This is a genomic window from Bacillus toyonensis BCT-7112 (genome assembly GCF_000496285.1).
GTDB lineage: Bacteria > Bacillota > Bacilli > Bacillales > Bacillaceae_G > Bacillus_A > Bacillus_A toyonensis.
In genome coordinates, this window is the sequence record NC_022781.1 from 1,198,050 (window position 1) to 1,224,476 (window position 26,427).

General features: G+C 35.5%; 32 protein-coding genes. 12 read left to right on the forward strand and 20 right to left on the reverse strand.

The features are described 5' to 3' along the window. Nucleotides 1-238: 238 nt before the first annotated feature. The gene (locus tag BTOYO_RS06005) at nucleotides 239-694 is read right to left on the reverse strand and encodes a pyridoxamine 5'-phosphate oxidase family protein (RefSeq protein WP_000024575.1); all 456 of its coding nucleotides are present in this window, start codon (nucleotides 692-694) and stop codon (nucleotides 239-241) included. Between the two features lie 145 nt (nucleotides 695-839). On the opposite strand from BTOYO_RS06005, the gene BTOYO_RS06010 reads away from it, so the two are divergent. Further along, a complete protein-coding gene (locus BTOYO_RS06010; RefSeq protein WP_002093346.1) occupies nucleotides 840-1,040 on the forward strand; it encodes a YlaI family protein in 201 nt (66 codons plus the stop codon). A 35-nt stretch (nucleotides 1,041-1,075) separates the two neighbouring features. Here BTOYO_RS06010 and BTOYO_RS06015 read toward each other — a convergent pair whose 3' ends face one another. From BTOYO_RS06015 to typA, 3 genes are all read right to left on the reverse strand, one after another. Continuing rightward, the gene (locus tag BTOYO_RS06015) at nucleotides 1,076-1,351 is read right to left on the reverse strand and encodes a hypothetical protein (RefSeq protein ID WP_001258146.1); all 276 of its coding nucleotides are present in this window, start codon (nucleotides 1,349-1,351) and stop codon (nucleotides 1,076-1,078) included. A 15-nt stretch (nucleotides 1,352-1,366) separates the two neighbouring features. After that, nucleotides 1,367-1,669, reverse strand: a complete 303-nt coding sequence (locus BTOYO_RS06020; RefSeq protein ID WP_000893661.1) for a YlaH-like family protein — start codon at nucleotides 1,667-1,669, stop codon at nucleotides 1,367-1,369. A 153-nt stretch (nucleotides 1,670-1,822) separates the two neighbouring features. Next, nucleotides 1,823-3,667 carry a translational GTPase TypA gene (typA, locus tag BTOYO_RS06025; RefSeq protein ID WP_000914753.1) on the reverse strand — a complete coding sequence of 615 codons (1,845 nt, stop codon included), beginning with the start codon at nucleotides 3,665-3,667 and terminating at the stop codon, nucleotides 1,823-1,825. 140 nt (nucleotides 3,668-3,807) lie between these two features. On the opposite strand from typA, the gene BTOYO_RS06030 reads away from it, so the two are divergent. Next, nucleotides 3,808-3,987, forward strand: coding sequence for a DUF5325 family protein (locus tag BTOYO_RS06030; protein WP_000400129.1), 180 nt, complete (start codon nucleotides 3,808-3,810; stop codon nucleotides 3,985-3,987). 44 nt (nucleotides 3,988-4,031) lie between these two features. Here the strand turns inward: BTOYO_RS06030 and BTOYO_RS06035 are convergent, their stop codons facing one another. Continuing rightward, a complete protein-coding gene (locus tag BTOYO_RS06035; protein WP_001158710.1) occupies nucleotides 4,032-4,823 on the reverse strand; it encodes an inositol monophosphatase family protein in 792 nt (263 codons plus the stop codon). Nucleotides 4,824-4,911: 88 nt separating this feature from the next. Continuing rightward, nucleotides 4,912-5,100: a hypothetical protein gene (locus tag BTOYO_RS06040; protein WP_001250164.1), complete on the reverse strand. Its 189-nt coding sequence runs from the start codon at nucleotides 5,098-5,100 to the stop codon at nucleotides 4,912-4,914. A 206-nt stretch (nucleotides 5,101-5,306) separates the two neighbouring features. Here BTOYO_RS06040 and BTOYO_RS06045 point away from each other — a divergent pair, with 206 nt between their 5' ends. Beyond that, nucleotides 5,307-5,933: a YktB family protein gene (locus tag BTOYO_RS06045; RefSeq protein WP_000175080.1), complete on the forward strand. Its 627-nt coding sequence runs from the start codon at nucleotides 5,307-5,309 to the stop codon at nucleotides 5,931-5,933. Nucleotides 5,934-6,013: 80 nt separating this feature from the next. Here the strand turns inward: BTOYO_RS06045 and BTOYO_RS06050 are convergent, their stop codons facing one another. Continuing rightward, the gene (locus BTOYO_RS06050; RefSeq protein ID WP_000456544.1) at nucleotides 6,014-6,283 is read right to left on the reverse strand and encodes a UPF0223 family protein; all 270 of its coding nucleotides are present in this window, start codon (nucleotides 6,281-6,283) and stop codon (nucleotides 6,014-6,016) included. A gap of 378 nt (nucleotides 6,284-6,661) precedes the next feature. Here BTOYO_RS06050 and speA point away from each other — a divergent pair, with 378 nt between their 5' ends. Together speA and BTOYO_RS06060 are read left to right on the forward strand one after the other, a co-directional pair. Then, nucleotides 6,662-8,134 (forward strand): arginine decarboxylase, encoded by a 1,473-nt coding sequence (speA, locus tag BTOYO_RS06055; protein ID WP_000084877.1) that lies wholly within the window; start codon nucleotides 6,662-6,664, stop codon nucleotides 8,132-8,134. A 75-nt stretch (nucleotides 8,135-8,209) separates the two neighbouring features. Then, on the forward strand, nucleotides 8,210-9,040 hold the full coding sequence (locus tag BTOYO_RS06060; RefSeq protein ID WP_000635336.1) for a protein-glutamine gamma-glutamyltransferase: 831 nt from the start codon (nucleotides 8,210-8,212) through the stop codon (nucleotides 9,038-9,040). A gap of 36 nt (nucleotides 9,041-9,076) precedes the next feature. On the opposite strand, the gene BTOYO_RS06065 is transcribed toward BTOYO_RS06060, so the two are convergent. The 4 genes from BTOYO_RS06065 to BTOYO_RS06080 form a co-directional block, all read right to left on the reverse strand. Then, complete coding sequence (locus BTOYO_RS06065) at nucleotides 9,077-9,205, reverse strand: GapA-binding peptide SR1P (RefSeq protein WP_000536785.1); 129 nt, start codon at nucleotides 9,203-9,205, stop codon at nucleotides 9,077-9,079. 45 nt (nucleotides 9,206-9,250) lie between these two features. Then, on the reverse strand, nucleotides 9,251-9,379 hold the full coding sequence (locus tag BTOYO_RS06070) for a GapA-binding peptide SR1P (RefSeq protein ID WP_000536788.1): 129 nt from the start codon (nucleotides 9,377-9,379) through the stop codon (nucleotides 9,251-9,253). A gap of 59 nt (nucleotides 9,380-9,438) precedes the next feature. After that, complete coding sequence (locus BTOYO_RS06075; RefSeq protein WP_000536778.1) at nucleotides 9,439-9,567, reverse strand: GapA-binding peptide SR1P; 129 nt, start codon at nucleotides 9,565-9,567, stop codon at nucleotides 9,439-9,441. A gap of 194 nt (nucleotides 9,568-9,761) precedes the next feature. Further along, entirely contained in the window at nucleotides 9,762-10,058 is a 297-nt protein-coding gene (locus BTOYO_RS06080; RefSeq protein ID WP_000462031.1) for a DUF3055 domain-containing protein, read from the reverse strand. Nucleotides 10,059-10,191: 133 nt separating this feature from the next. On the opposite strand from BTOYO_RS06080, the gene BTOYO_RS06085 reads away from it, so the two are divergent. Continuing rightward, nucleotides 10,192-10,584 (forward strand): DUF1885 family protein, encoded by a 393-nt coding sequence (locus BTOYO_RS06085; protein ID WP_001163290.1) that lies wholly within the window; start codon nucleotides 10,192-10,194, stop codon nucleotides 10,582-10,584. A 1-nt stretch (nucleotide 10,585) separates the two neighbouring features. On the opposite strand, the gene BTOYO_RS06090 is transcribed toward BTOYO_RS06085, so the two are convergent. Further along, a complete protein-coding gene (locus BTOYO_RS06090; RefSeq protein ID WP_000705227.1) occupies nucleotides 10,586-10,813 on the reverse strand; it encodes a hypothetical protein in 228 nt (75 codons plus the stop codon). Nucleotides 10,814-11,081: 268 nt separating this feature from the next. Here BTOYO_RS06090 and BTOYO_RS06095 point away from each other — a divergent pair, with 268 nt between their 5' ends. Both BTOYO_RS06095 and BTOYO_RS06100 read left to right on the forward strand, forming a co-directional pair. Continuing rightward, a complete protein-coding gene (locus BTOYO_RS06095; RefSeq protein WP_000232074.1) occupies nucleotides 11,082-12,476 on the forward strand; it encodes an MBOAT family O-acyltransferase in 1,395 nt (464 codons plus the stop codon). A gap of 13 nt (nucleotides 12,477-12,489) precedes the next feature. Next, nucleotides 12,490-13,707: a DHHW family protein gene (locus tag BTOYO_RS06100; RefSeq protein ID WP_000793840.1), complete on the forward strand. Its 1,218-nt coding sequence runs from the start codon at nucleotides 12,490-12,492 to the stop codon at nucleotides 13,705-13,707. Between the two features lie 98 nt (nucleotides 13,708-13,805). Here the strand turns inward: BTOYO_RS06100 and lpdA are convergent, their stop codons facing one another. The 4 genes from lpdA to pdhA all read right to left on the reverse strand — a co-directional run bounded on the left by lpdA (nucleotide 13,806) and on the right by pdhA (nucleotide 18,703). Beyond that, nucleotides 13,806-15,218, reverse strand: a complete 1,413-nt coding sequence (lpdA, locus tag BTOYO_RS06105) for a dihydrolipoyl dehydrogenase (RefSeq protein ID WP_000260104.1) — start codon at nucleotides 15,216-15,218, stop codon at nucleotides 13,806-13,808. A gap of 5 nt (nucleotides 15,219-15,223) precedes the next feature. Next, the gene (gene pdhC, locus BTOYO_RS06110) at nucleotides 15,224-16,513 is read right to left on the reverse strand and encodes a pyruvate dehydrogenase complex dihydrolipoyllysine-residue acetyltransferase (RefSeq protein WP_000863414.1); all 1,290 of its coding nucleotides are present in this window, start codon (nucleotides 16,511-16,513) and stop codon (nucleotides 15,224-15,226) included. Between the two features lie 93 nt (nucleotides 16,514-16,606). Beyond that, nucleotides 16,607-17,584 carry a pyruvate dehydrogenase complex E1 component subunit beta gene (gene pdhB, locus BTOYO_RS06115; RefSeq protein WP_023441029.1) on the reverse strand — a complete coding sequence of 326 codons (978 nt, stop codon included), beginning with the start codon at nucleotides 17,582-17,584 and terminating at the stop codon, nucleotides 16,607-16,609. 3 nt (nucleotides 17,585-17,587) lie between these two features. Further along, entirely contained in the window at nucleotides 17,588-18,703 is a 1,116-nt protein-coding gene (pdhA, locus tag BTOYO_RS06120) for a pyruvate dehydrogenase E1 component subunit alpha (protein WP_000536896.1), read from the reverse strand. Nucleotides 18,704-19,217: 514 nt separating this feature from the next. Here pdhA and BTOYO_RS06125 point away from each other — a divergent pair. Both BTOYO_RS06125 and def read left to right on the forward strand, forming a co-directional pair. Then, nucleotides 19,218-19,364 carry a YjcZ family sporulation protein gene (locus tag BTOYO_RS06125; RefSeq protein WP_000274562.1) on the forward strand — a complete coding sequence of 49 codons (147 nt, stop codon included), beginning with the start codon at nucleotides 19,218-19,220 and terminating at the stop codon, nucleotides 19,362-19,364. Between the two features lie 168 nt (nucleotides 19,365-19,532). Next, nucleotides 19,533-20,087 (forward strand): peptide deformylase, encoded by a 555-nt coding sequence (gene def, locus BTOYO_RS06130; RefSeq protein ID WP_000957051.1) that lies wholly within the window; start codon nucleotides 19,533-19,535, stop codon nucleotides 20,085-20,087. Between the two features lie 62 nt (nucleotides 20,088-20,149). Here def and BTOYO_RS06135 read toward each other — a convergent pair whose 3' ends face one another. After that, nucleotides 20,150-20,923, reverse strand: a complete 774-nt coding sequence (locus BTOYO_RS06135) for a Cof-type HAD-IIB family hydrolase (protein WP_000998284.1) — start codon at nucleotides 20,921-20,923, stop codon at nucleotides 20,150-20,152. A gap of 546 nt (nucleotides 20,924-21,469) precedes the next feature. On the opposite strand from BTOYO_RS06135, the gene BTOYO_RS06140 reads away from it, so the two are divergent. Further along, on the forward strand, nucleotides 21,470-21,682 hold the full coding sequence (locus tag BTOYO_RS06140) for a DNA-dependent RNA polymerase subunit epsilon (RefSeq protein WP_000576438.1): 213 nt from the start codon (nucleotides 21,470-21,472) through the stop codon (nucleotides 21,680-21,682). Between the two features lie 4 nt (nucleotides 21,683-21,686). Then, nucleotides 21,687-23,354 carry a ribonuclease J1 gene (rnjA, locus tag BTOYO_RS06145; protein WP_000670378.1) on the forward strand — a complete coding sequence of 556 codons (1,668 nt, stop codon included), beginning with the start codon at nucleotides 21,687-21,689 and terminating at the stop codon, nucleotides 23,352-23,354. A gap of 38 nt (nucleotides 23,355-23,392) precedes the next feature. Here the strand turns inward: rnjA and BTOYO_RS06150 are convergent, their stop codons facing one another. The 3 genes from BTOYO_RS06150 to BTOYO_RS06160 all read right to left on the reverse strand — a co-directional run bounded on the left by BTOYO_RS06150 (nucleotide 23,393) and on the right by BTOYO_RS06160 (nucleotide 26,386). Then, entirely contained in the window at nucleotides 23,393-24,058 is a 666-nt protein-coding gene (locus BTOYO_RS06150) for a potassium channel family protein (protein ID WP_001290442.1), read from the reverse strand. 83 nt (nucleotides 24,059-24,141) lie between these two features. Then, entirely contained in the window at nucleotides 24,142-25,008 is an 867-nt protein-coding gene (locus BTOYO_RS06155; RefSeq protein WP_001167326.1) for a hypothetical protein, read from the reverse strand. 247 nt (nucleotides 25,009-25,255) lie between these two features. After that, nucleotides 25,256-26,386, reverse strand: a complete 1,131-nt coding sequence (locus tag BTOYO_RS06160; RefSeq protein ID WP_000218680.1) for an N-acetyldiaminopimelate deacetylase — start codon at nucleotides 26,384-26,386, stop codon at nucleotides 25,256-25,258. Nucleotides 26,387-26,427 lie beyond the last annotated feature (41 nt).

Genomic DNA, 26,427 nt, shown 5'->3' on the forward strand with positions numbered 1-26,427 from the left:
CCCCTGACTCCACTTTTAAATTTGTAGAACAAGGGTTTCATCCATAAAATATGGACGAACCATTGTTATAATTATATGTACCGTATAAACGAGGTAGAATCGAAAATTATAGCAATTAAACCTTTTCTTTATTTTTTATTCATTTCTATTCAATATATTACTTTTAATTTTAATTATTAACGTTAAACCACAATAACTGATTCCAAAAGTTAATGAACAATTTTCTTATTCATCTCACTTATAATTCTTTTATCCCTACCAACACTTGGTTATCCAGTTTTTTTGCTGCCCGAAGATCGTATGTTTTTTCATATTTTGGTTCAATTGCAAGTTTTGCTCCATAAAACATAACATCACGTACTTCTTGCACACTTACTTCTATTACAGCTAATTTTAGAGGAATGCCTTCCATTCTATCTGTCAAAATTTCACCTGCACCACTTATGGAAAATACGGATCCATTCGCCATTATAGTCAATACCACTCCCGGATTGCGCCTTATATTTTCCACAATACGTGAACGTTGATCTACCGCAAATCGAATACTAGTTTCACTCACTGCATACACCCAAGAAATAGCACTTACGTTAGGAACTTGTTTTTCGAAATCTGTTGTTGCTACCATAACAATACATTCTTTACGGAACGTTTGTACTAAATCATCTGTTAATGTAGGCTCTACTACATTCGCCATATTTCCACCTCCAAATATACTTAATATATCCTTATCATAACTTATTTTTCGAATTGCGAAAATATTATTTTTTCCTCCTATTATTCAAAAACATCATACTTCCATGATATACTTATACCGATAGAATTCGTATTGAGGTGACGAAATGAGAGTCAAATGTATGATCTGTGATAAAAAAGATATGTTAGATGACGAAAATCCTACGGCAAAAAAACTGCGTAATCGCCCTATTCATACATATATGTGCATGGAATGTTCGGAACGAATTGCAGAGCGTACGATGGAACGTCATGCAAGTGGTAATTTCCGATTATACCGTGATAAAAAAGTTGAAGACGATTGGTAAAATATAAATAAGTCCTTAATCATATCGATAAGGACTTATTTATATTTTTCAGGTTCACGATTCATCTGATCCAAAAAACAATCAATAGCTTCTAATGGAAATCTCACAGATTTTCTTTCCCCATCAATTTCATATGTAATCAAATACATTTCCTCATTCTTTTTAACTTCCACATCCCTTAATTTATGTTCTTCATATATCATATTTTGAAATAACAAATACGTTTCTTTCGCAGCACTATCATCGGGGCGTGCTTCCGCAACTGTTTTAATCGTTAACCAATTATATAGTGCATCTTGTACTGAACGCATGTCATTAATTCCCCCTCATCCTACTTTTTCTTGTTTTGCTTGACGTAAGCGCAATCTATAAATTCCTAGTACAATTGCTGCTACAACAAGCCCCTCCCCAACAGGTAAAAATACAGCAAAAAAGGTTAACACTGTACATCCAATTGCTAAAGAAATATATATCACGATATTTTTTAGTACAGATAATTTTCTAGCAAATCCTAAATTATAAACGAGAGCACTTAATATAATAATCGTTCCATAAAGTAACCACATTCCTAACTCTGGATTTTCATCCACCTTACATAATTTAGCAAAAAAAGACATCCTTTCTAACACACTCTTCCCCCCTAGCTATAAAAACAAGTTTTCTTTATACACTTAATACAAGAGTAACTCGCAAAAAAAATACTGTCCACAAAAAAGAATAAATATTCTAAAAATAAATAAAAACAAAAAATACCTTTTGGAAAGGTAGTTGTTTTTTTGTTTTTACGCTTCTACAGATTTCTTTTTCTTAGCAGCTCTTTCGCGCTCGCTCTTATCAAGAATCTTTTTACGTAGACGGATTGATTCCGGAGTCACTTCACAGAACTCGTCATCGTTTAAGTACTCTAATGACTCTTCTAAAGTCATTAAGCGTGGTTTTTTCATTGTTGAAGTTTGGTCTTTCGTTGCAGAACGAATGTTAGTTTGTTGTTTCATTTTTACAACGTTAACTGTTAAATCATTTTCACGTGTATGTTCTCCAACAATCATACCAGCATATACTTCTGTACCTGGTTCAACGAAGATTACACCGCGATCTTCAACTTGCATAATACCGTATTGTGATGCTTTTCCTGTTTCAAGTGAAACTAGAACACCTTGACGACGTCCACCTACTTGTCCAGCGTGTACTGGTTGGTAGCAATCGAATGTATGGTTTAAAATACCGTAACCACGAGTTAATGTTAAGAATTCTGTTGTGTAACCAATTAAACCACGTGCTGGAACCATGAAAGTAAGGCGAACTTGACCGTTTCCGTTATTCACCATATCTAACATTTCACCTTTACGTGCACCCATTGATTCCATAATAGAACCAGTGTATTCTTCAGGCACATCGATTTGTACGCGCTCTACAGGCTCACATCTTACGCCATCAACATCTTTAATAATTACTTCAGGTTTAGATACTTGTAGTTCATAACCTTCACGACGCATGTTTTCAATTAGGATAGATAAATGTAACTCACCACGTCCTGATACGATCCACGCATCAGGAGAATCTGTATTATCTACACGTAAACTTACATCTGTTTCTAATTGTGAACGAAGACGCTCTTCAATTTTACGAGATGTAATGTATTTACCTTCACGACCTGCAAATGGGCTGTTATTTACAAGGAATGTCATTTGTAGTGTTGGCTCATCAATACGTAATAATGGTAAAGCCTCTTCATGCTCAACTGGGCATACTGTTTCACCAACGTTAATGTCTTCCATACCTGAAACAGCTACTAAATCTCCAGCTTTTGCTTCTTCAATTTCTTGACGTTTTAATCCAATGTAACCAAATAATTTCGTTACACGGAATTGTTTTACACTTCCGTCAACCTTCATTAATGCAACTTGTTGTCCTACTTTCATAGTACCGCGGAATACGCGTCCAACTCCGATACGACCAACGTAGTCATTGTAATCAAGAAGTGCTACTTGGAATTGAAGTGGCTCTTCACTGTTATCCACTGGTGCTGGAATATGTTCAATAATTGTGTCAAACAATGATTTCATATTCTCTTCTTGATTTGCTGGATTTGAATCTAAGCTTGCTGTTCCGTTCATTGCTGATGCAAATACAACTGGGAACTCTAATTGATCTTCGTTTGCACCAAGCTCGATGAATAAGTCAACAACTTCATCAACTACTTCGTCAGGGCGAGCAAAGTCACGGTCAATTTTGTTTACAACTACGATTGGTGTTAAGTTTTGCTCAAGAGCTTTCTTTAAAACAAATCGTGTTTGTGGCATACAACCTTCATATGCATCAACAACAAGTAGAACACCATCAACCATTTTCATGATACGTTCTACTTCTCCACCGAAGTCCGCATGACCAGGTGTATCTAAAATGTTAATTCTTTTATCTTCATAGTGAATCGCAGTATTTTTCGCTAAAATTGTAATACCGCGTTCTCTTTCTAGATCATTTGAGTCCATTGCGCGTTCTTCAATATGTTCATTCGCACGGAACGTCCCCGCTTGACGTAATAACTGGTCAACAAGTGTTGTTTTACCATGGTCAACGTGGGCAATAATTGCTATATTTCGTAAATCTTGTCGTTTTTTCAACATGTCCAACTCCTAATGTCTTTTTAATCCTTCTCTATTATAAGAGCGAAGGGGATACAATGGCAATCAAAATAAAATCAAGAATGAAAATATAGTTGTATTCTTACTTTTGTGAAAGTAAAATGAGATTGGAGGGTGAAGAAATGGAACACATTCAATATCGCTTTTTATTAACTGCAATTATCGGTGTTATTTTCTTAATCGGTATCGGCATTATGGTTGCTGAAAATAGTCCCATTGGTATTATTATTTGCATTATCGGCACATTTGTTACAGTTGGATATGGTTTTGTAACAAAAAGAAAAATGCGTAAATCGCAATAATGTTAAAAAGTAAGAAGCTTGTATATAGCCTCTTACTTTTTTTGTTACTGCGATATAAATGATAATACTTCCTCATATACTCCCGGTTTTGCAACTAATACACTGCTTTTCTCTATAATAGACAGCGGAGCTCCGGAGAATGTTGTCACCTTTCCTCCAACTTCCTCAACTATGATCTGCCCCCCACCAAAATCCCATGGTGATAATCTCGGCGTTACATATGCATCTATTCTTCCCGTTGCAACGTATACCATTTCTAATGCTGCACAGCCATATGATCTCGTACCCCTTGCTTTCTTAACAAGTGCCATCATACTTTCCATATTAAGCAATGGATTGTCGGTAAGCCATATCGCATTTAAAGCTATAATACCATTCTCTACTGTTCCTTTTTCCAATAGAGGAATTGGCGTATCATTACAAAACGCTCCAACTCCCTTTACCGCATGATATAATTCATCATGAACAGGATCATAAATAAGACCAATTTTTCCGATACCGTTCTCATAAATTCCAATTGAAATTGCGAAATTTCTTTTTTGATGTACAAAATTCATTGTACCATCAATTGGATCAATTAACCAAACAACCCCGTCAGAAGAAGTTATCTCATCTCCATAGCCTTCTTCTCCTAAAATATTATGGGTTGGGAATGTTTCTTTAATTTTCCCAATTAAATACTGTTCTATTTCCCGGTCCATGTTTGTTACTAAATCAGCTGCATTTGATTTCATTTCTATAATAAGTGCTTGTTTCAGTGATGCCATTAAACGCTCTCCTGCATCTCGAATCCACCGTTTGGCGTGTGCATCGATATCTTTCCATACCTCTTGCATGTTTAAACACTCCGATCTATACTGTTCACAGAAAAAACGAACCCTTTATAAGGTTCGCACCAACTAATTTTTTATACATATACTATTATTACGCTTCTAAACGAATCATTTCAAGTCTCAACACTTCTAATTTTTGTACGCACTCTTCTTTTTTCTGTTTGTCATCCTCCATCATTGCATCATATAAAGTTGCTAATTCATAATCTAACTCCAAACGTAGCACCGGTATTCTCTTTTCAGCATCTGTTCTCTTTAACGCATTAATCACCTGTCTCATATTATTTGCCTCCTCCCAATATTCGTCTGCCCTCGGACTAGAATTAATTAAATTTTCTGATTTTTTGTTTTATACTATACTATGTTGGATAAATCATCTATGCAACAAAATTATATTTTTTTATTTAAATTTTTTTGTGCTGTTTTTTTTATGAATAGTACAAGCTATGCTAAAATAAAAACAAAATAGGAGTTGGAGGAACAATCATGACACTACAAACATTCAAATCAACTGATTTTGATGTCTTTACAGTTGATGGTCTCGAAGAACGAATGAGTGCAATTAAAACGAACATTCATCCTAAGCTAGAAGCTTTAGGGGAACAGTTTGCAGAGTATTTATCCAAACAAACTGATGAGAACTTTTTTTATCATGTTGCAAAACATGCACGCCGCAAAGTCAATCCACCAAACGATACTTGGGTTGCTTTTTCAACAAATAAACGAGGATATAAAATGCTACCACATTTTCAAATTGGTTTATGGGGTACTCACGCCTTCATATACTTTGGTTTAATCTATGAGTGTCCACAAAAAGTGGAGACGGCTCACGCCTTCTTAGAACATTTAAATGATTTAAAAACAAATATTCCAAATGACTTCGTTTGGTCCATTGACCATACTAAACCAAGTGTAAAATTGCATAAAACGCTTGAAACAGAAGACTTACAAAAGATGATTGGACGTTTAGCTACTGTGAAAAAAGCAGAACTATTAGTTGGTATTCATATATCACCAGAGGAGTTTTCAGCAATGACCAACGAACAATTCCTTGCTAAGATTGAATCTACGATGCAATCACTCCTTCCTTTATATGCACTTTGTAATCGATAGTAGAAAACGGACAATTTATATTGTCCGTTTTTAGTTGTTATCACATTATATCACTTCAGTTTTTATTTTTCAAAATATTTTTACATTTTTACAAGCTTTTGTTCTTCGACTTCTTTCGCCCTTTGAATAGTACGATATATAGAATATCCACTTACTTCTTGAAACTCTTTATCAATTTTCTTTTCTTCTGCTTTTGATGGAACAATCTCTTTAAAACGACGATATAATCCCATTAATTCTTCTCTTCTAATTCCTTTTTCATATGCCTTCTCAATTGCTTCATAAAACTTCACAATGGCAACCATTTCTTCATTTGACCAATCGTAATCTAACGGATATTGATATTCCATTTTGCACCTCATTTATCATTTCTACGTGTTTCATTATGCTATCTTAAAGAGAATTTTTTATTCTTCATTATAGCTACTCTGCATTATACACTATTTATTCATTTTAATGGAATTGTCTTCCTCTATGAGTTGACTTGGAAATAACTATTACACATACTCACCATAAAAATATTTTTTTATATACATCTATAATTATTGGTGATATAATGCTTTTGTTTTATAGAAAATAAAGTGTGACTACCATCCAAAAGGATTTTGTGAATGGCAGGAAAACAAGTCTCGTTTTAAAAGTTAATTACCTTACTTTCCTTTTAGAATGAGATGAAATCATATAAAACAAATTCTAATAAATATTACAAAAAAGAAGGGGTGTATAGATTGTCCCAATACGAAACACCATTGTTTACCGCTTTAGTTGAGCACAGTAAGCGAAATCCAATCCAATTCCATATTCCTGGTCATAAAAAAGGACAGGGCATGGATCCTGAATTTCGCGAATTTATTGGGCATAACGCATTAGCAATTGATTTAATTAATATTGCGCCACTCGATGATTTACATCATCCAAAGGGTATGATTAAAGAAGCACAGGATTTAGCTGCTGCTGCATTTGGTGCAGATCATACTTTCTTTTCTATTCAAGGTACAAGTGGCGCTATTATGACAATGGTGATGAGCGTTTGCGGTCCTGGCGACAAAATCCTAGTACCACGAAACGTGCATAAATCAGTAATGTCAGCTATTATTTTCTCAGGTGCAAAACCTATTTTCATGCATCCTGAAATCGACCCAAAACTTGGTATTTCTCATGGAATTACAATTAAATCTGTCAAAAAAGCACTTGAAGAACACTCAGATGCCAAAGGCTTACTTGTTATTAATCCAACCTACTTTGGCTTTGCTGCAGACTTAGAACAGATTGTACAATTAGCACATTCGTACGATATCCCTGTACTAGTCGATGAGGCTCATGGTGTTCATATTCATTTTCACGATGAATTACCGATGTCAGCGATGCAAGCTGGTGCAGATATGGCAGCAACAAGTGTTCACAAATTAGGAGGCTCTTTAACTCAAAGTTCTATTCTTAATGTGAAAGAAGGTCTTGTGAACGTAAAACATGTTCAATCTATTATTAGCATGCTTACGACTACATCAACTTCTTACATCTTATTAGCATCTCTTGATGTTGCAAGAAAACGTCTTGCTACAGAAGGAACAGCGCTCATAGAACAAACAATACAATTAGCTGAACATGTTCGTGATGCTATAAATGCTATTGAGCACCTTTACTGTCCTGGAAAAGAAATGTTAGGTACAGACGCTACTTTTAACTATGATCCTACAAAGATAATTGTGTCTGTGAAAGATTTAGGTATTACCGGCCATCAGGCTGAAGTATGGCTTAGAGAGCAATATAACATTGAAGTAGAACTCTCCGATTTATACAACATACTATGTCTTATCACTTTTGGAGATACAGAAAGCGATACAAATACGCTTATTGCAGCATTACAAGATTTAGCGGAAACATTTAGAAATAGGGCAGATAAAGGTGTTCAAGTACAAGTAGAAATTCCAGAAATACCGGTGCTAGCACTTTCTCCACGAGATGCTTTTTATTCAGAAACAGAAGTCATTCCATTTGAAAATGCGGCAGGTCGTATTATAGCTGATTTTGTTATGGTTTATCCACCAGGGATTCCAATCTTTACTCCGGGGGAAATTATTACACAAGATAACTTAGAGTATATTCGTAAAAATTTAGAAGCAGGTTTACCTGTACAAGGTCCTGAAGATATGACATTACAAACATTACGTGTTATTAAAGAGTACAAGCCTATCAGTTGATAGGCTTTTCTTTCACCTTTTTTCCCTTTCTTCATACGCTACTAAAGAATGTAACGTATAGGTGGGGATACCATTATGATTGTAATAGGTCGTTCTATTGTACACCCTTATATCACAAATGAATATGAGCCATTTGCAGCTGAGAAGCAACAAATTTTATCCATAATGGCAGGAAATCAAGAAGTTTATTCCTTCCGAACTGCTGACGAACTCAGCTTTGATTTAAATTTGCGAGTTAATATTATTATTTCTGCATTAGAACTTTTTCAAAGTGGATTTCAGTTTCGTACGTTTCAACAATCCTTTTGCAACCCTCAGTTTTGGAAAAGAACATCTTTAGGGGGATTCCAACTACTTCCAAATATACCACCTTCTATTGCCATACAAGATATTTTCAAAAACGGGAAACTATATGGGACTGAATGCGCAACCGCTATGATAATTATTTTTTACAAAGCTTTACTATCATTGTATGAGGAAGAAACCTTCAATCGCCTCTTTGCAAATCTTTTACTTTATACTTGGGACTACGATCAAGATTTAAAACTCATAACAAAAACAGGTGGCGACCTTGTTCCTGGCGATCTCGTTTACTTTAAAAACCCACAAGTGAATCCAGCTACGATTGAGTGGCAAGGAGAAAACACAATCTATCTAGGAAATTTCTTTTTTTACGGACATGGCGTAGGTGTAAAAACAAAAGAAGAAATTATCTACTCATTAAATGAACGACGCGTCCCTTACGCTTTTATTTCAGCTTTTTTGACCGATACTATTACTCGTATTGATAGCCGTATAATGAGTCAATACGCCTCTCCAAACACACCACAAACAGCCATAGGGTTTATTCCGATTAGAGATGATGCAATCGTTGCTACAGTTGGCCATACAACTACAATTTATTAAAAAAAGCGCCTACACATGTAGGCGCTTTTTTAATAATTAAGCTTTTGTATGTTCTTTATGGTCACATTCGCAATGAGATCCACATTTCCCATATAATACTGTTGATTTTTCATCTTCAAAATGTGCGATTGTTCCTTCACATACTTGGCATACGATTGTTCCCATTTTTCATTTCCCCCTGATTTTTAATAGTAATCTACTTATTTATCATTAAGCTTTCGCATTATCTCTATTAGCACAATCACAATTTGTACCACATTTCCCGTAAAGTACTGTCGTTTTCTCATCTTCAAAATGTGCGATTGTTCCTTCGCATACTTGACATACGATTGTTCCCATTTTTCATTTCCCCCTAAGTTTATGGTCCTAAAAACTTTCAGTTGTCCATGTCCTATCAATTATTGGGCTTTTGTATGCTCTGTGTGATCACATCCGCAAGATCCACATTTCCCGTAAAGTACCGTTACTTTCTCATCCTCGAAGTGTGCAATTGTACCTTCACAATCTTGACATACGATTGTTCCCATTTTTCATTTCCCCCTAAGTTTATAATCCCAAAAACTTTTGTAACCGCTTAACTTTCTGTCTTTATTTTAATATGTTATACTTTTTACGTCAATAGGTTTTTAGTATAACACATTAAATATTTTAATTTTAAATTAGTATGCGATATTAACATAAAAAAACAGCCATATTTATACGTACGACTGTTTCAAATTAATTATTCTTCATATTCTGCATGCAATGAAGTAGATGGAACGAGAAATTTAAAAAACTGAGCTAACTCCGCTGCTTCCTCTTGAGATCCTAACTTGAAAATTTCCTGCATATATTGCACATTCTCTACATCATCTTGTCCCAGTAAAGTAGACCTTCCCGTTTGCATACAAACAATGAGTGGCTTTCCAAAAAACATATTTGTATAAACAATCCCAAAGTCATAACGAGTATCATGTGTCATAAATCCTAAAAATCGTACCTTCACACTTTCATGCTCATCATACAATTTTTCAAACATTGGTTTCCACCTCTCTACATCACCTTTCCTACTCATACATATATTAAACAAAAAAAGCAATACTCCTTTTAATTGTCAAAAAATTCAGTAGGTTGTAGAATGATATTATTCTACTAAGCTAGGGGGAACTTATATGCAACATGCCTTTATTACGCTTGTACCTAAATCCAATCAACACTCTGTTTCAACAGATGATATAAAACAACTTTTTCAGTACTATAAAACAGTTACTTCCCAAACCGGAGTTCAAATTAATTACGCTTATACAAATACCGCTTTTCCTTATGAAATTTTAGATACATCAGCAACAACATTAAAGCTTCAATCCAGTCATGATCGATATGACTCAATTTATGTCGGTGTTGGAATAGAAAATGAACAATCTTTCATTCAAATTTCTTTACCCTCTAATGCAACATTTGGTGATAAAGGGAAAGCAAATGAATTTTGCCGTTTTCTAGCGAAGAAATTAGAAGGAGAATTACAATTATTTAATGGAAGGATAATGTATTTCTATAAACGTTAGTTTAAAAACAAAAATAAACGATTAGAAAAATCATACTATTCGTGCAAGTGAGAAGCATTGCTTTTCTCCTTGCACTTAGTATGACATACGCTATCACATACGCTAAATAAAAGAATATGAGAAAAAGAAAAATTTTATAATGAAGTTTATCACGACTTGACAATAATAACACTGCTGAAAATCCACTCCATAAAACTAGATGTAAAAATGAAACTAGCGTAATTTTCATAGCGTTACCTCCTATTTCTTCTATTATATTGTGCAGCCCATCCCTCTCCTTATTTTAAAAACAAACTTCTACGTGTATAAAATATTTGAAGCTTCTACTTACTCTATGATTTATCTTCTACCATTTATGTAAGCTCTTAATTATTTTATATGCCAAAACTTCCTCGTTTTTTACGTTACATTCTCTTTCTTTCCTTACAATATAGATTATTCCATTAGTAGCGTGGTATAATTCCTTTGGATTAACTATAGAAAGGAATCAATGATACATGGTATTTAGTAACCTATTTTTTTTATGTCTTTTTTTACCTGCAATTCTTCTAGTGTACTATTCAGTACGTAAAGAATTACAAAACATCGTTCTTTTGTTATTTAGTTTATTATTTTATGCCTGGGGAGAGCCTATATATGTCTTCCTTATGCTTTTTTCTATTTTCATTAACTATTGGTTCGGGTTATGGCTTAATACAGGACAAATATCTAATACAAATAGAAAACTCATTCTTACTATAGCAATCGTCGTCAATATTGCTATACTAGGATATTTTAAATATGCTAATTTCTTAGTAGATAATATAAACGGGATTTTTCATACAAACATTGTACTCGAAAAAATCCCATTACCAATCGGGATTTCATTTTTCACTTTCCATGCAATGAGTTATATTATTGATATTTACAAAAGAAAAGTAGAGGCTCAGCGAAATCTGTTTGATTTGGCGCTATACTTTACTATTTTCCCTCAATTAGTTGCGGGACCAATTGTTCGGTATAACACAATAGCTCATCAATTACATGTTAGAACCGTTAATGCTGATATGTTTTCAGAAGGCATTCGTCGTTTTATCCTTGGATTAGGAAAAAAAGTTTTGATTGCAAATCAATTGGGAGCTATTGCCGATGAAATATTTGCAATGGACCCAGCAACAATGAGCGTATCTACTGCTTGGATTGGTGCGATCGCTTATACATTACAAATTTATTTCGATTTTTCAGGCTACAGTGATATGGCCATTGGATTAGGAAAAATGTTCGGGTTTGATTTCTTAGAAAACTTCAATTATCCGTATATATCAAAATCGATTTCTGAATTTTGGCGTCGCTGGCATATTTCCCTTGGTTCATGGTTCCGTGATTATGTCTATATCCCACTAGGTGGCAATCGAGTATCTAGCTGGAAAATCTATCGTAATCTCTTTATAGTATGGGCGCTAACAGGTTTTTGGCATGGGGCTAGTTGGACATTTATGATTTGGGGTATCTATTACGGATGTTTAATTGCTTTGGAAAAATCCGGTTTTGAGAAAATCTTGCAAAAATTATGGTGGCCAATTCAACATGTATACGTGCTGTTTTTAGTGATTATCGGTTGGGTTTTCTTCAGAGCTGACAACTTTAGCTACTGTTCTAAATTTTTACAAGCAATGTTCGGATTAAATGGATCGTTGACTGACATTACTAGTTATTTCTATGTGATGAATTATTGGGGAATCTTTATACTTGCAATAGTGACATCAGCTCCAATTTTCTCTTGGATCAAGACTCTATTTGTAAATAAAAAGATAGTACTTTTATCTCCACTTTACTATTTGAGTGTTTTAATCATTACTATGATGTACTTAACGAATGCAACTTACAATCCATTTATTTACTTCCGCTTCTAAAGGAGGGCTAACTATGAAAAATTTAACTAATCGTATATTAATCACTGGATTTCTCGCTATTATTTTCGGGATGTGTATATGGACAGCCAAAATAATATATTGGGATAAAAAAAGTTTTTCTGATTTTGAAAACAGAGAATTAGCTTTAGATCCAGTCCTAACTATGGATACTATAAAATCCGGAAAATATTTCAAAGATACTGAATTACACTTTACAGATCATATTGCCGCACGAGATAAATTTATTGAAACTTACACAAAGTTGCAATTAAAATTCAATCGCACTTTTGTAAATAATAATTTCGTCGCAGATGACGGTTTCATTTTGTCTGCACCTACAAATATTGATATGCGTGATCAAATAAAGCAATCTGTAAGTGAACTAGACAACTTAAGAAATCAATTTACAAAAACAGAATTTTATTTCCTGTTAGCTCCAAGTAAACTAACGACATTTTCGTATAAGTACCCACCATATGTAGATCGTGGGTATGATCAAAAACATCGTGATTATTTTGTACAAGAATTACAGAAAATAAATTTTCCATTTATTGATGTTCTACCTGCTATTCAAAAAGAATTTACTCACGAACAATTAGAAGAACTATACTTTAAAACGGATCACCATTGGAATATGAAAGGTGCGTTTTATGCATACGAACAAACAATGAATTACATTGCTAATCACTCTAAAGTATTTACAGGAACTGTTGTTAATCGAGATGATTATAAAACCACTATAGAAGAACCTAATGGGCAATTTATCGGTAGTTGGAATAGACAATTATACAAATTAATAAAAACACCTGAAACAATTCCATATGTACAATTAAAAGAAAACCCAAATGTGTGGGATAATTATACTGTCTATCTCGGTCCAAAATCAGAAGAAACAAGTAAAATACCGATGAAAGAATTCTTTGCAGTGAACAAAAAGAAGCTTTCACCAGACTATGCATCGGTTTATCAAACAGACTATTCACAGATTAACATCTTAAATCCAAATGCAAAAAGTAAATTGCATGCTGTCATTATTAAAGATTCTTATGCAGATGCAACTTATCCTTTATTCGCACAAGAATTCGAACAAACAACTTTTATTGATCCACGATTTGGGGCAAGTAAAAATATTAAACAAGATCTTGAAAAACTAAATGCTGATATCGTCTTATTTCTTTATAATGACACTAGTACAAGTAAACAAATGTATCAATTTGAAAATAAAGAATAAAAAACAAGAGGTGAATCATTCCGATTCACCTCTTGTTTTTCTATTCATATAACACATACATAAAAAAACGTCTTCTAAATTTAGAAGACGTTTTTTTATTATTTTACAATGTGAATTGGCATTCCAAGAGCAACTTCAGCTGCTTCCATTGTGATTTCACCTAATGTTGGGTGAGCGTGGATTGTTTGAGCGATATCTTCAGCTGTCATTCCAGCTTCGATAGCTAAACCAATCTCAGAGATAATATCAGAAGCACCTGCGCCTGCAACTTGAGCACCTACAAGAAGACCATCTTCTTTACGTGTTACAAGTTGTAGGAAACCGTCAGTGCTGTTTAATGATAACGCACGACCGTTTGCAGCGAATGGGAACTTAGATACAGTTACAGTCATTCCTGCTTCTTCAGCTTGTTTCTTAGTGTAACCAACAGATGCTAATTCTGGATCAGTGAAGCATACTGCAGGAATTCCGATGTAATCGATAGCTGATGCATGGCCACTAATTGCTTCAACAGCTACTTTACCTTCGTAAGAAGCTTTGTGAGCTAATGGTGGTCCAGGAACGATATCACCGATTGCATAGATGTTTGGTACGTTTGTACGGCATTGCTCATCGATTTCGATGATACCGCGGTCAGTCATTTTAACTCCAACTTGCTCAAGACCGATTTCTTGAGTGTTTGGACGACGACCTACAGTTACTAATACGTAATCTGCTTCTACAGTTTGGATTTCACCTTTAACTTCGAAGCTAACTTTTACGCCAGTTTCTGTTTCTTCAACGCCTTTAGCCATAGCTTTTGTATGGATATTTACGTTACCTTTCTTTTGAAGAGCACGTTTAACAACAGAGCTCATTGCTTTTTCAAAACCAGCTAAGATTTCGTCGCCAGCTTCTACTACAGTAACTTCTGTACCGAAGTTAGCATATGCAGTACCTAATTCCATACCGATGTAACCGCCGCCGATTACAACAAGTTTTTTAGGAATTTCAGGTAAGCTTAAAGCACCTGTAGAGTTGATAACACGTTTAGAGTATTTGAATCCAGGAATTTCGATTGGTGTAGAACCAGTTGCAAGAACAGCATTTTTAAACGTATACGTTTGAGCTGCATCTTCAGTCATTACGCGTAATGTGTTAGCATCTACGAAGTAAGCTTCACCGCGAATGATTTCAACTTTATTACCTTTAAGAAGGCCTTCAACACCGCCAGTTAATTTCTTAACTACGCCGTTTTTCCATTCTTGAACTTTTGTAAAGTCAACTTTTACGTTCTCTGCAGTGATACCCATGTCATCAGAATGCATTGCATTCTCATAACGATGACCTGCATTGATTAACGCTTTTGAAGGAATACATCCAACGTTTAAGCATACGCCACCAAGGTTAGCTTTTTCAATGATTGCTACCTTTTGACCTAATTGTGCTGCACGAATTGCCGCAACGTATCCACCAGGACCTGCACCAACAACGACTGTATCTAATTCAATTGGGAAATCTCCTACTACCATTGTTATTACGCCTCCATTACTAATAATTGTGGGTCATTCAATAGACGTTTAATTTGGTTTAATGCTTTTTGAGCAGTTGCGCCGTCAATTAAACGATGGTCAAAGCTTAGAGATAATGCTAATACTGGAGCTGCAACGATCTCACCATTTTTCACAACTGGCTTCTCAGCGATACGGCCGATACCAAGGATTGCTACTTCTGGGTGATTGATAACTGGAGTGAACCATTGTCCACCTGCAGAACCAATGTTTGTAATTGTGCAAGAAGCACCTTTCATTTCAGTTGGAGCTAAACGACCTTCACGTGCTTTACCAGCAAGATCATTGATCTCGTTAGAAATAGTGAAGATAGACTTGCGATCTGTATCTTTAACAACTGGTACTAATAGACCTTTGTCTGTATCAGCTGCGATACCGATGTTGAAGTAATGTTTGTGAACTACTTCTTGAGATGCATCGTCTAAAGAAGTGTTTAACATTGGGTATTCACGTAATGCAGATGTTAAAGCTTTAACAACGTACGGAAGGTAAGTTAATTTAATACCTTTGTCAGCTGCAACAGCTTTGAACTTCTTACGGTGAGCAACAAGCTCAGTTACATCAACTTCATCCATTAATGTTACGTGAGGAGCTGTATGCTTAGAGTTAACCATTGCTTTCGCAATCGCTTTACGGATACCACTCATTTTCTCACGAGTTTCTGGATATTCACCAGCTGGGATTGGTTGTGCTTTTGGTGCTTCTTCTTTCGCTGCTGCTGGAGTAGCTTCTACTGCTGCTGGAGCCTCAGTTGCTGCTACAGTTTGTCCACCATTTGCAAATGCATCGATGTCAGCTTTCACAACGCGACCGTTCTTACCAGATCCAGCTACTTTATGAATATCTACACCTTTTTCACGAGCATATTTACGAACAGATGGCATAGCGATAACGCGCTCATTTACTACTTCTGCAGTTGCTGCTGGAGTAGCTTCCGCTGCTGGAGCTTCTACTGCTGCTTCTTCAGCTTTTGGAGCTTCATCATGATCGTCACCTTTAAATTTAAGGTTTTCGTATCCAGGAGCATCAAATTTAATTAATGTATCTCCTACAATTGCAACTGTTCCTTCTTCTACAAGTACTTCAAGTACTTTACCTTTAACAGGAGAAGGGATTTCTACTACTGCTTTATCATTTTGTACTTCAAGAAGTACATCGTCTTCATTTACTTCATCGCCTGGTTTAATAAACCATTTTACGATTTCACCTTCGTGGATACCTTCACCGATATCTGGTAGTTTAAATTCAAATGCCACGGAATTCAGCCCCCTGATTCATTTCATTATTATGGAATATGTACAAAAGAAACCAGCATGTGCTGATTTCTTTTGCACATGAAAAACTAAAAATTAGAAGTTCATTACTTTGTTAACAACTTCAACAATATCTCTATGGTTTGGTAACCATACGCTCTCAGCTTGAGAGAATGGGAATACTGTATCAGCAGCTGCAACACGTACAACTGGAGCTTCTAAGTTTAAGATTGCACGGTCGTTAATTTCCGCTACAACGTTAGCTGCAATACCAGCTTGTTTTTGAGCTTCTTGAACTACAACTACGCGGCCTGTTTTTTCAACAGAAGCGATGATTGTTTCGATATCTAATGGTTGAACTGTACGTAAGTCAACAACCTCTAAAGACATACCTTCTTTTTCAAGTTCTTCAGCAGCTTTTAATGCAGCATGAACCATAGCACCATAAGCGATAACAGATACATCTGTACCTTCACGTTTGATATCAGCTTTACCTAAATCAATTGTGTATTCACCTTCTGGTACATCTTGACGGAATGAACGGTACAATTTCATATGCTCTAAGTAGATAACTGGATCGTTGTCACGAATCGCAGAGATTAAAAGACCTTTTGCATCGTATGGAGTAGATGGAATAACAACTTTTAGACCAGGTTGTTGAGCCACTAATCCTTCTAAGCTATCAGCATGTAGTTCAGGAGTATGAACACCGCCACCGAATGGAGAACGAACTGTTACTGGAGCAGTCCAACGTCCGCCAGAACGGTAACGCATACGAGCTAATTGACCAGAAATTGAATCCATTACTTCATAAACGAAACCGAAGAATTGGATTTCTGGAACTGGACGGAATCCTTCAAGTGCAAGTCCAACTGCAAGTCCACCAATACCAGACTCTGCAAGTGGAGTATCCATTACACGATCTTCACCGAATTCAGCTTGTAAACCTTCAGTAGCACGGAATACACCGCCGTTTACACCAACGTCTTCACCAAACACAAGTACGTTAGGGTCATTTTTCATTTCAACGCGTAAAGCATCAGTGATTGCTTGAATCATTGTCATTTGAGCCATGGCTTACTTCGACTCCTTTTCTTTGTAAATTTCATATTGTTCAGCTAAGTTGTAAGGCATTTTTTCGTACATGATTTCCATTAAATCAGTAACTTTTTGTTTTGGAGCTTGGTCAGCCTTAGCAATTGCTTGTTTGATATCTTCTTTTGCTTCTTCAATTACTTTCTCTTCAACTTCTTGAGACCATAGGCCTTTAGTTTCTAAGAACTTACGGAAGCGTACGATTGGATCCTTTTGTTCCCATTCGTTTTCGATATCTTTTGTACGGTAACGAGTTGGGTCATCACCAGCCATTGTATGTGGACCATAACGGAATGTTAAAGTCTCGATTAAAGTAGGGCCTTCGCCATTTACTGCGCGCTCACGAGCGAAAGCAGTTGCTGCGTATACAGCTAATGGATCCATACCGTCTACTTGAATTCCGTAAATACCTGCTGCTACTGCTTTTTGTGCTACAGTTTTAGCTGCAGATTGTTTTTCTACTGGAGTAGAGATTGCATAACGGTTGTTTTGAACAACGAAGATTGCTGGAGCTTTGAATGCACCTGCAAAGTTCATACCTTCGTAGAAGTCACCTTGTGAAGCACCACCGTCACCAGTGTAAGTAATTGCAACAGATTTTTTACCACGTAGTTTCATACCTAACGCAACACCAGCAGTTTGGATGATTTGCGCACCGATAATGATTTGTGGAGCTAATGCATTTACATTCTCAGGCATTTGGTTACCCATGAAGTGTCCACGAGAGAATAAGAATGCTTGATATAATGGAAGTCCGTGCCATACTAATTGTGGTACATCACGGTATCCTGGTAAGATGAAGTCTTCTGCTTCAAGTGCGAAATGACTCGCTAATTGAGAAGCTTCTTGTCCAGCTGTAGGTGCGTAGAAACCTAAACGTCCTTGACGGTTTAAAGAAATAGAACGTTGATCTAATACGCGAGTATACACCATACGACGCATTAATTCTTTTAATTGATCATCAGATAATTCAGGCATAGCTGCTTCATTCACAACTTCACCGTTTTCATTTAAAATTTGTAATGTTTCAAATTGAGCTGCGATAGCTTTCATTTGCTCATCAACATTAAATAGGGTCTTTTTTGTTTTAGTACCCATTCCGTTCACCTCTTCCTCTCTTGAACCATATTCTGAAACGCTTTCACTGGCTATTTTCCAGTTTAAAAAGCGCAACGATGTAAACCAACATGTTTATCTGTCGGTTGAGAATAATTTTGTGTACCTAACAATCTGTACTAATGTTTTTTCAGAAACATATTAATACAATCTTGATCACGTTTTTTAGTTTACAACTATTCTAATTACGATGTCAATTACTTTGAATACGTTTTTTTATAAATAATATGCAGGTTTCTACTACACAAACGTGTTTTTATTTTTTACATCTGTATTAGTAAGCGTTGACCTACTGTTATATTATTCCCTTTTTCACTTATTTTTTCTCTTAGAATAATATGTAAACGATTTAATTCTCTTTAGTTTTTCTCTCTTCGTAACAAAAATATACAAACTATCCTTCCTTTTTTAGGTAAATACCTATACATTTCTCCCCTCTCTTCCATACATTATAGTAACCGCAGTATTAGCGGGAAATGATAAAGGAGGTCATCTCATGTACGGATACTCATATTGCTATCCAACTTGTTCATATCCTTCCTACGGTTATGGCGGTTCTTGTGGCGGGTCTGGACGCGGCTTCGCCTTAATCGTTGTGTTGTTTATTCTTTTAATTATCGTTGGTGCTGCTTGCATTCGCTAATGTAAAACGAAACAACTATGGAAAGAAAAAGACGGCTTTGCCGTCTTTTTCTGTTTATCACATACATAAATACTCTATAATAGAACGATTTCCAAAATGCCTTCCCTTTCTTGCCGATGACTTTTTCCATCTCCTTTGGTAGACTAAAGAGGAAAGGAGAGATTACATATGCTTACAATGAAAGATGTTATTCGCGAAGGAGATCCTATTTTGCGCAACGTTGCAGAAGAGGTGTCATTACCGGCAAGCGAAAAAGATACAACTACCTTAAAAGAAATGATTGAATTTGTAATAAATAGCCAAGATCCTGAAATGGCTGAAAAATATAGTTTACGCCCTGGAATCGGATTAGCGGCTCCGCAAATCGGTGTTTCAAAAAAAATGATTGCAGTTCATGTAACCGATGCGGACGGTACATTATATAGCCATGCATTATTCAATCCAAAAATCATTAGCCATTCTGTTGAACGTACATATTTACAGGGTGGTGAAGGCTGTCTATCTGTAGACCGCGAAGTACCTGGTTATGTTCCTCGTTATACAAGAATTACAGTAAAAGCGACTTCTATTAACGGAGAAGAAGTAAAATTACGTTTAAAAGGTTTACCAGCAATCGTATTCCAGCACGAGATTGACCATTTAAATGGTGTTATGTTCTATGACCATATCAATAAAGAAAATCCTTTTGCCGCTCCTGATGATTCAAAACCTTTAGAGCGCTAATAATAAAAAGGCGGGAATTAATCTCCCGCCCCTTTATTTTATGAAATGGGTTCCATATTTACTTATAACAAGCCAGCCCATTTTAATCCATGATATATACCGTCTTCACTTACATCCTTTGTCACATGATTTGCAAGTTTTTTCAAATCTTCATGACCATTCCCCATCACAATGCCTGTCCCAACTGCTTCAATCATTTCTAAATCGTTTAAACCATCCCCAAATGCATACACTTGTTCACGGCTAAATCCTAATTTTTCAATGAACTTCTCAATCCCTTTTGCCTTAGAACCACCATTAGGAATGATATCCATTGAATACGCATGCCAACGAATAAAATGAAAATCTGGATATTGATTAATAAACTTTTCCTCTTCATTTACTTCACAAAAAAGAAGCGTTTGATAAATATCGCGTTTTTCGTAAAAATCAGGTTCATATGCCGGATGCTCGAACTGCAAGCTTCCAAAACCTTCTTTCACATAATCATGATATTCCACTGTCGCTCTCATTTCTTGATGGTCAAGATATACAAGTGGATATCCTTCTTGTTTTGCAAACTGAGTAAACTTATGCAAGGCAGCTGGGTGTAACGGATTATTAAATACTACTTCATCTTCAAAGACAACATACTGTCCATTAAAACTAACATAATTATGTATATTGAGTTCCTTACGAATATCTTCAAACATAAACGGTGCGCGTCCTGTCGCAATTGCTACATGCACCCCTTTTTCCTGCAAATGTCTTACTGCATCTCGTGTAGATTGCGGAATTTTTTTATCGTGATCTAATAATGTTCCATCAATATCAAAAAAGACAATTTTATCATTCATTTGTCAAAACCCTTTCTGGCACTCTTTACTCCTATTTTGATAATCGCTTTTCAAATTCTAAAAAAAAGTATAACATATTAAACATCTGTGAAGAAAGCGTTCACTTTCTGACCTTATTTATGAAACATGCATATATATATTAGTAAAAAAGGTGAATACTTGTTCTAATGAATTTTCTTTTCCATTCTTCCTCATACTATATCTATAACTAACGGCTACTAATCGTTACTATAGAATAACTTTCACTGTATGAGAAAGGACAAGGTTTTCCATTCACTTTCCCCTCTTTCTTATGTCAGAGATAGAGTTTTCACTAGTAATATGCATGTTTAGAATAAGGAAAGGAAGGAGTAATCATGCTGAAGAAGCTGAAGAAAAAGCTTAAGCGTTATTTAAACGATTTAGTCCGGAAGAAGACAATCGCTTAAATTATGCCCATTTCGGGCTTTTTCTTCATTCTCATTCGAAAAAACATGAAAATCGTGACTGTTTGCTTTATAATAAGTAACAGATAATGCAAAACATAGACAAGGAGAGGTTTTCCAAATGATTTTTAAAGTATTTTATCAAGAAAAATTAACTGAGGTCCCAGTACGTGAAAATACAAAAGTTGTATATTTAGAGGCTACGTCTGAAAAGGATGTTCGTAAAAAATTAAATAAGTTCGCATATAATATCGAGTTTGTTCAGTCTGTTACTGGCGCTCATCTTGAATATGAAAAACAAAACGCTGATTTAGTATTAGCGGAGATTGTATAGCCATATGAAATTTCTAAAAAATGATCAAGTTGCCGTTTTTGCTCTCGGTGGTCTTGGTGAAATCGGTAAAAATACATATGCTGTTCAATTTCAAGATGAAATTATTATAATTGACGCTGGAATTAAATTTCCAGAAGACGAACTCCTCGGGATCGATTATGTAATACCTGATTACACTTATTTTGTGCGAAACGAAGATAAAATTAAAGGATTATTCATTACACATGGTCACGAAGATCATATCGGTGGAATCCCTTATCTATTACGTCAAGTAAACATTCCAATTTACGGTGGAAAATTAGCAATTGCACTAATAAAAAACAAATTAGAAGAGCACGGATTACTTCGTAAAGCGAAGCTTTATGAAATTCAAGAAGATGATGTTATTAAATTTAAAAAGACATCTGTTTCCTTCTTCCGTACAACTCACAGTATTCCGGATTCATACGGAGTTGTTGTGAAAACACCTCAAGGACAAGTCGTTCATACAGGTGATTTCAAATTCGATTTCACACCAGTCGGTGAGCCAGCAGATTTAACAAAAATGGCTGAAATCGGAAAAGACGGTGTACTTTGTCTCTTATCTGACAGTACAAACAGTGAGGTTCCAAACTTTACGATGTCTGAGCGCCGTGTTGGCGATAGTATTCAAGATATATTCCGCAAAGTAGAAGGTCGTATTATCTTCGCAACCTTTGCATCGAATATCCATCGCTTACAACAAGTTGTTGAGGCTGCTGTTGAAAATAATCGTAAAGTAGCTGTATTTGGTCGAAGTATGGAAGCAGCTATCGAGATTGGACAAAACCTTGGGTATATCCGATGTCCAAAAGATACATTCATAGACACATCTCAACTAAACCGCCTACCAGCTAATAAAGTGGTTATTTTATGTACTGGTAGTCAAGGTGAACCAATGGCAGCACTTTCCCGTATTGCGAATGGTACTCATCGTCAAATTCAAATTATTCCTGGCGACACAGTTGTTTTCTCTTCTTCACCAATCCCTGGTAACACAATTAGTGTAAGCCGTACAATTAACATGTTGTATCGTGCTGGTGCTAATGTAGTCCATGGCAAGCTGTCAAACATTCATACGAGTGGACATGGCGGACAAGAAGAGCAAAAACTAATGCTACGTCTAATTAAACCAAAGTATTTCATGCCAATTCATGGTGAATATCGTATGCAACGTATGCATATGAAATTAGCGAATGATTGCGGTATTCCAGAAGAGAACTGTTTCATCATGGATAACGGAGATGTTCTTGCCTTGCGTTCAGATGAAGCAAGTGTAGCTGGAAAAATTCCATCTGGTTCTGTCTATATCGATGGAAATGGTATTGGAGATATCGGTAATATCGTATTACGCGATCGTCGCATCCTTTCTGAAGAAGGGCTTGTAATTGTAGTTGTAAGCATTGATATGAAGGAATTTAAAGTTGCAGCAGGACCTGATATCATCTCGCGTGGTTTCGTTTATATGCGTGAAAGCAGCGATTTAATCAACGATGCTCAAACATTGATTACAACACATTTAGAAAAAGTAATGGAACGGAAAACAACACAATGGTCTGAAATTAAAAATGAGATTACAGACACATTAGCACCATTCCTATACGAAAAAACGAAACGTCGCCCAATGATTTTACCAATCATTATGGAAATATAAGAAAAAGGACAATGCCTTCATGGCATTGTCCTTTTCTCTTATCTTAAAAAGTGTTTAAAACGATCTACTTCGTCATCATGACCAATTACAATTAATATATCCCCCGCTTGAATATTTTCCGTAGCTCGAGGAGAGACGATAACTTCTTTACCACGTTTAATTGCTACAATATTCAATCCAAACTTCGCACGAATATCTAATTCAATTAAAGAGTGCCCATCAATTTTTTTATTTGCAATAATCTCTACAATACTATGCTCATCTGAAAGCTCAAGATAGTCTAATACGTTACTTGATGCAATATTATTAGCAATCCGTTTTCCCATATCACGCTCTGGATGTACAATGTGATCTGCACCTATCTTACTTAATACTTTTTCATGATAGTCATTTTGAGCTTTTACAGTAATATTTTTTACACCTAACTCTTTCAAAATTAACGTTGTTAAAATACTTGAATTTAAATTATCTCCAATAGCAACGACTACATGATCAAAATTACGAATACCGAGACTTTTCAATACCATCTCATCTGTTGAATCTGCAATTACAGCATGTGAAGCTATATTTGCAAACTCATTAATTTTATCCTCATCTGAATCAATTGCCATTACTTCCATACCTAATTGAGCTAGTTCTCGGCAAATACTTCCACCGAAACGCCCAAGCCCGATGACAGCAAATTCTTTTTCTTTCTCACTCACAGGAATTCCTCCAATAACTTCAAGTACTATGTATTTTCATTGTAACATACTTTATATACGTCACAAAAACGTGTAAATCATACTTATTTTTGTTTTTGTATATAAAAATATTGTTGTAAATAAAAGGCGATACCAACAAGTAACATACCAAATACAAATATATTTCCAAACGAACTAAATGTTTCAAAAACGAACAATAACGTTTCTTGGCCGAAAAAAGCAAATAGAAGCTGCGTAAAAGCAAATACAAGCGCCCATATGTAATGATGTTGATGGAATAAATAATGCGTTGCGCCTAAAAAAGCAATAAATGAAACGATGAAAATCCACCAATTTTCTAACAACAGTTGCCAATTAGAAAATTGGTATCCATTCACTAATATCGCAATAATCCCGATAACCGCCATTGTTGGCACACTCCAGAATAGTGCTCGCCCTCTAAAGAAGCGGGTACCTTGAACATCTCCTTTTTCATATGCAATGTATGTTAGTACTACTGTACTTATATACAAAACAGAAAGAATCGTTAAAACGATAATAAGCCAAAAGTGTAATTGATAATATTCATGCTCTATATTTGTCACGATTGCAGCTAGCATACACGGGATTAACATTCCCGTCCAACCATCTACTTTTCTTTCATTCCAAAAGACCGTATTACCAATTCGTATACCTAGCAGCATAAAAATAATGATACCTAGTACAAATAATGTAGTTTTATTCCCTACTAAACTCGTTGAGAAAGCAATTAATCCAATAAATAAAAAGAGCACAAACCCATTCATAATTTCTAGTACAGGTGATAAATATCTCTTCACCCATTTGTATGTTTCGTCATATTCATTATTATCTACTAGACGATAGGCATAAAAACTTATCCCAAAATAAACCGCCGCAATAATAACATACGCATATAAGACGAAACATAAAATCGCACTGCTAATTTGCACGTAATTCCCCACCCTTTTTTCTATGTTTCACATTGATTTTACACACTTTTCATACTAAAAGTAAACATATATAAGTTAGTCAAATAATTAATAATGAGCAGTGGCTAAAACCCCCTGCTCATTATTAAAACAGTACAATTAACTTTAATTCTTTCATTTGTATGTAAATGTCTAAAATCAATCTATACGAGCGTTACTTACACCTCAGAACAAAAAGTTTTTTGGAACCTTCAAGAGAGCGGAAGTTTTATTTTCTATTTCCTTTCCACTTTACATATTGGCTTAAAAATGTAATTGCCTTTTCAATCACTTCTTCGTCTGGTTTTAATTTCGCATGATGTAAACCATATTCTGAATTTACTCCAAGCCAAAACATAAATCCAGGGATTTCTCGAAGCATATAACCAAAATCTTCACCTGTCATTGCCTCAGTACATGTAATAACATTCATATCAGTTTGTTTATGTACAAATTGCATAAACTCTCTCGTTAACTCTTCGTGGTTATATACTTGATGATACATTGCTCCGTAATCTATAATCGCCTCACACTGGAAAGAAGCTTCGATACCTGCAACAATTGCCTCAATTCTGCTTTTCACACGCTTCATTGATTCCACTGATAATGTTCGAATCGTTCCTTCTAAACGAGATTTTTCTGCGATAATATTTTGAACTGTACCACCTGTTATTTTTCCAATTGTAATTACCGCACTGTCAAGAGGATTCACATTACGACTAATAACGGATTGAAGTTGTGTAACAAGGTGACTGGCTGCAACAATCATATCATTCGCAGTATGTGGATAAGCCGCATGTCCACCTTTTCCTTTTAAATCAACATATAATTCTGATGTATTCGCAAATAACAGACCTTCTTTTGTCGCAATTGTTCCTACAGCGTATTCTGGTGCAATATGAAGACCAAGAATTATATTAGGCTTCCATCCTTTTAGCTCTTCACTTTCTAACATAGGAAGAGCGCCACCTGGACCTTCTTCTGCCGGCTGGAATAGAAACACAAGGTCATCATCTATTCTTTCACTCACAGCTGCTGTTAGGAGGCCTAGACCAATTGTTGTATGCAAATCATGTCCACATGCATGCATCATTCCTTCATGTACAGAAGCAAATTCGTATCCAGTTTCCTCTGTTATTGGCAAACCATCTATATCTGCACGATAACCTATTATTTTCTCTGGGCTTTTCCCATTTACTTTAACAATTACACCTGTTTTCCATGTTCTCACTTCCAAATATTCGTTAGGAAGTGTTTCTATATACTCTAAAATGTACTGTTGTGTTTTCCACTCTTTAAATCCAATTTCCGGGATTTTGTGTAAATCTCTACGAACTTGGACAAATTTGCTTACTGTCATTTTTGCACCTCTATCTATAAAAAGCGTAAGAGCCTATTTAT

What these genes read in the sequence shown, in the direction of transcription:
- BTOYO_RS06005 (WP_000024575.1), bottom strand. Translation starts at nt 694, where the DNA reads ATGGCGAATGTAGTAGAGCCTACATTAACAGATGATTTAGTACAAACG.
- BTOYO_RS06010 (WP_002093346.1), top strand. Translation starts at nt 840, where the DNA reads ATGAGAGTCAAATGTATGATCTGTGATAAAAAAGATATGTTAGATGAC.
- BTOYO_RS06015 (WP_001258146.1), bottom strand. Translation starts at nt 1,351, where the DNA reads ATGCGTTCAGTACAAGATGCACTATATAATTGGTTAACGATTAAAACA.
- typA (WP_000914753.1), bottom strand. Translation starts at nt 3,667, where the DNA reads ATGTTGAAAAAACGACAAGATTTACGAAATATAGCAATTATTGCCCAC.
- BTOYO_RS06030 (WP_000400129.1), top strand. Translation starts at nt 3,808, where the DNA reads ATGGAACACATTCAATATCGCTTTTTATTAACTGCAATTATCGGTGTT.
- BTOYO_RS06035 (WP_001158710.1), bottom strand. Translation starts at nt 4,823, where the DNA reads ATGCAAGAGGTATGGAAAGATATCGATGCACACGCCAAACGGTGGATT.
- BTOYO_RS06040 (WP_001250164.1), bottom strand. Translation starts at nt 5,100, where the DNA reads ATGAGACAGGTGATTAATGCGTTAAAGAGAACAGATGCTGAAAAGAGA.
- BTOYO_RS06045 (WP_000175080.1), top strand. Translation starts at nt 5,307, where the DNA reads ATGACACTACAAACATTCAAATCAACTGATTTTGATGTCTTTACAGTT.
- BTOYO_RS06050 (WP_000456544.1), bottom strand. Translation starts at nt 6,283, where the DNA reads ATGGAATATCAATATCCGTTAGATTACGATTGGTCAAATGAAGAAATG.
- BTOYO_RS06060 (WP_000635336.1), top strand. Translation starts at nt 8,210, where the DNA reads ATGATTGTAATAGGTCGTTCTATTGTACACCCTTATATCACAAATGAA.
- BTOYO_RS06065 (WP_000536785.1), bottom strand. Translation starts at nt 9,205, where the DNA reads ATGGGAACAATCGTATGCCAAGTATGTGAAGGAACAATCGCACATTTT.
- BTOYO_RS06070 (WP_000536788.1), bottom strand. Translation starts at nt 9,379, where the DNA reads ATGGGAACAATCGTATGTCAAGTATGCGAAGGAACAATCGCACATTTT.
- BTOYO_RS06075 (WP_000536778.1), bottom strand. Translation starts at nt 9,567, where the DNA reads ATGGGAACAATCGTATGTCAAGATTGTGAAGGTACAATTGCACACTTC.
- BTOYO_RS06080 (WP_000462031.1), bottom strand. Translation starts at nt 10,058, where the DNA reads ATGTTTGAAAAATTGTATGATGAGCATGAAAGTGTGAAGGTACGATTT.
- BTOYO_RS06085 (WP_001163290.1), top strand. Translation starts at nt 10,192, where the DNA reads ATGCAACATGCCTTTATTACGCTTGTACCTAAATCCAATCAACACTCT.
- BTOYO_RS06090 (WP_000705227.1), bottom strand. Translation starts at nt 10,813, where the DNA reads ATGAAAATTACGCTAGTTTCATTTTTACATCTAGTTTTATGGAGTGGA.
- BTOYO_RS06095 (WP_000232074.1), top strand. Translation starts at nt 11,082, where the DNA reads ATGGTATTTAGTAACCTATTTTTTTTATGTCTTTTTTTACCTGCAATT.
- BTOYO_RS06100 (WP_000793840.1), top strand. Translation starts at nt 12,490, where the DNA reads ATGAAAAATTTAACTAATCGTATATTAATCACTGGATTTCTCGCTATT.
- lpdA (WP_000260104.1), bottom strand. Translation starts at nt 15,218, where the DNA reads ATGGTAGTAGGAGATTTCCCAATTGAATTAGATACAGTCGTTGTTGGT.
- pdhB (WP_023441029.1), bottom strand. Translation starts at nt 17,584, where the DNA reads ATGGCTCAAATGACAATGATTCAAGCAATCACTGATGCTTTACGCGTT.
- pdhA (WP_000536896.1), bottom strand. Translation starts at nt 18,703, where the DNA reads ATGGGTACTAAAACAAAAAAGACCCTATTTAATGTTGATGAGCAAATG.
- BTOYO_RS06125 (WP_000274562.1), top strand. Translation starts at nt 19,218, where the DNA reads ATGTACGGATACTCATATTGCTATCCAACTTGTTCATATCCTTCCTAC.
- def (WP_000957051.1), top strand. Translation starts at nt 19,533, where the DNA reads ATGCTTACAATGAAAGATGTTATTCGCGAAGGAGATCCTATTTTGCGC.
- BTOYO_RS06135 (WP_000998284.1), bottom strand. Translation starts at nt 20,923, where the DNA reads ATGAATGATAAAATTGTCTTTTTTGATATTGATGGAACATTATTAGAT.
- BTOYO_RS06140 (WP_000576438.1), top strand. Translation starts at nt 21,470, where the DNA reads ATGATTTTTAAAGTATTTTATCAAGAAAAATTAACTGAGGTCCCAGTA.
- rnjA (WP_000670378.1), top strand. Translation starts at nt 21,687, where the DNA reads ATGAAATTTCTAAAAAATGATCAAGTTGCCGTTTTTGCTCTCGGTGGT.
- BTOYO_RS06160 (WP_000218680.1), bottom strand. Translation starts at nt 26,386, where the DNA reads ATGACAGTAAGCAAATTTGTCCAAGTTCGTAGAGATTTACACAAAATC.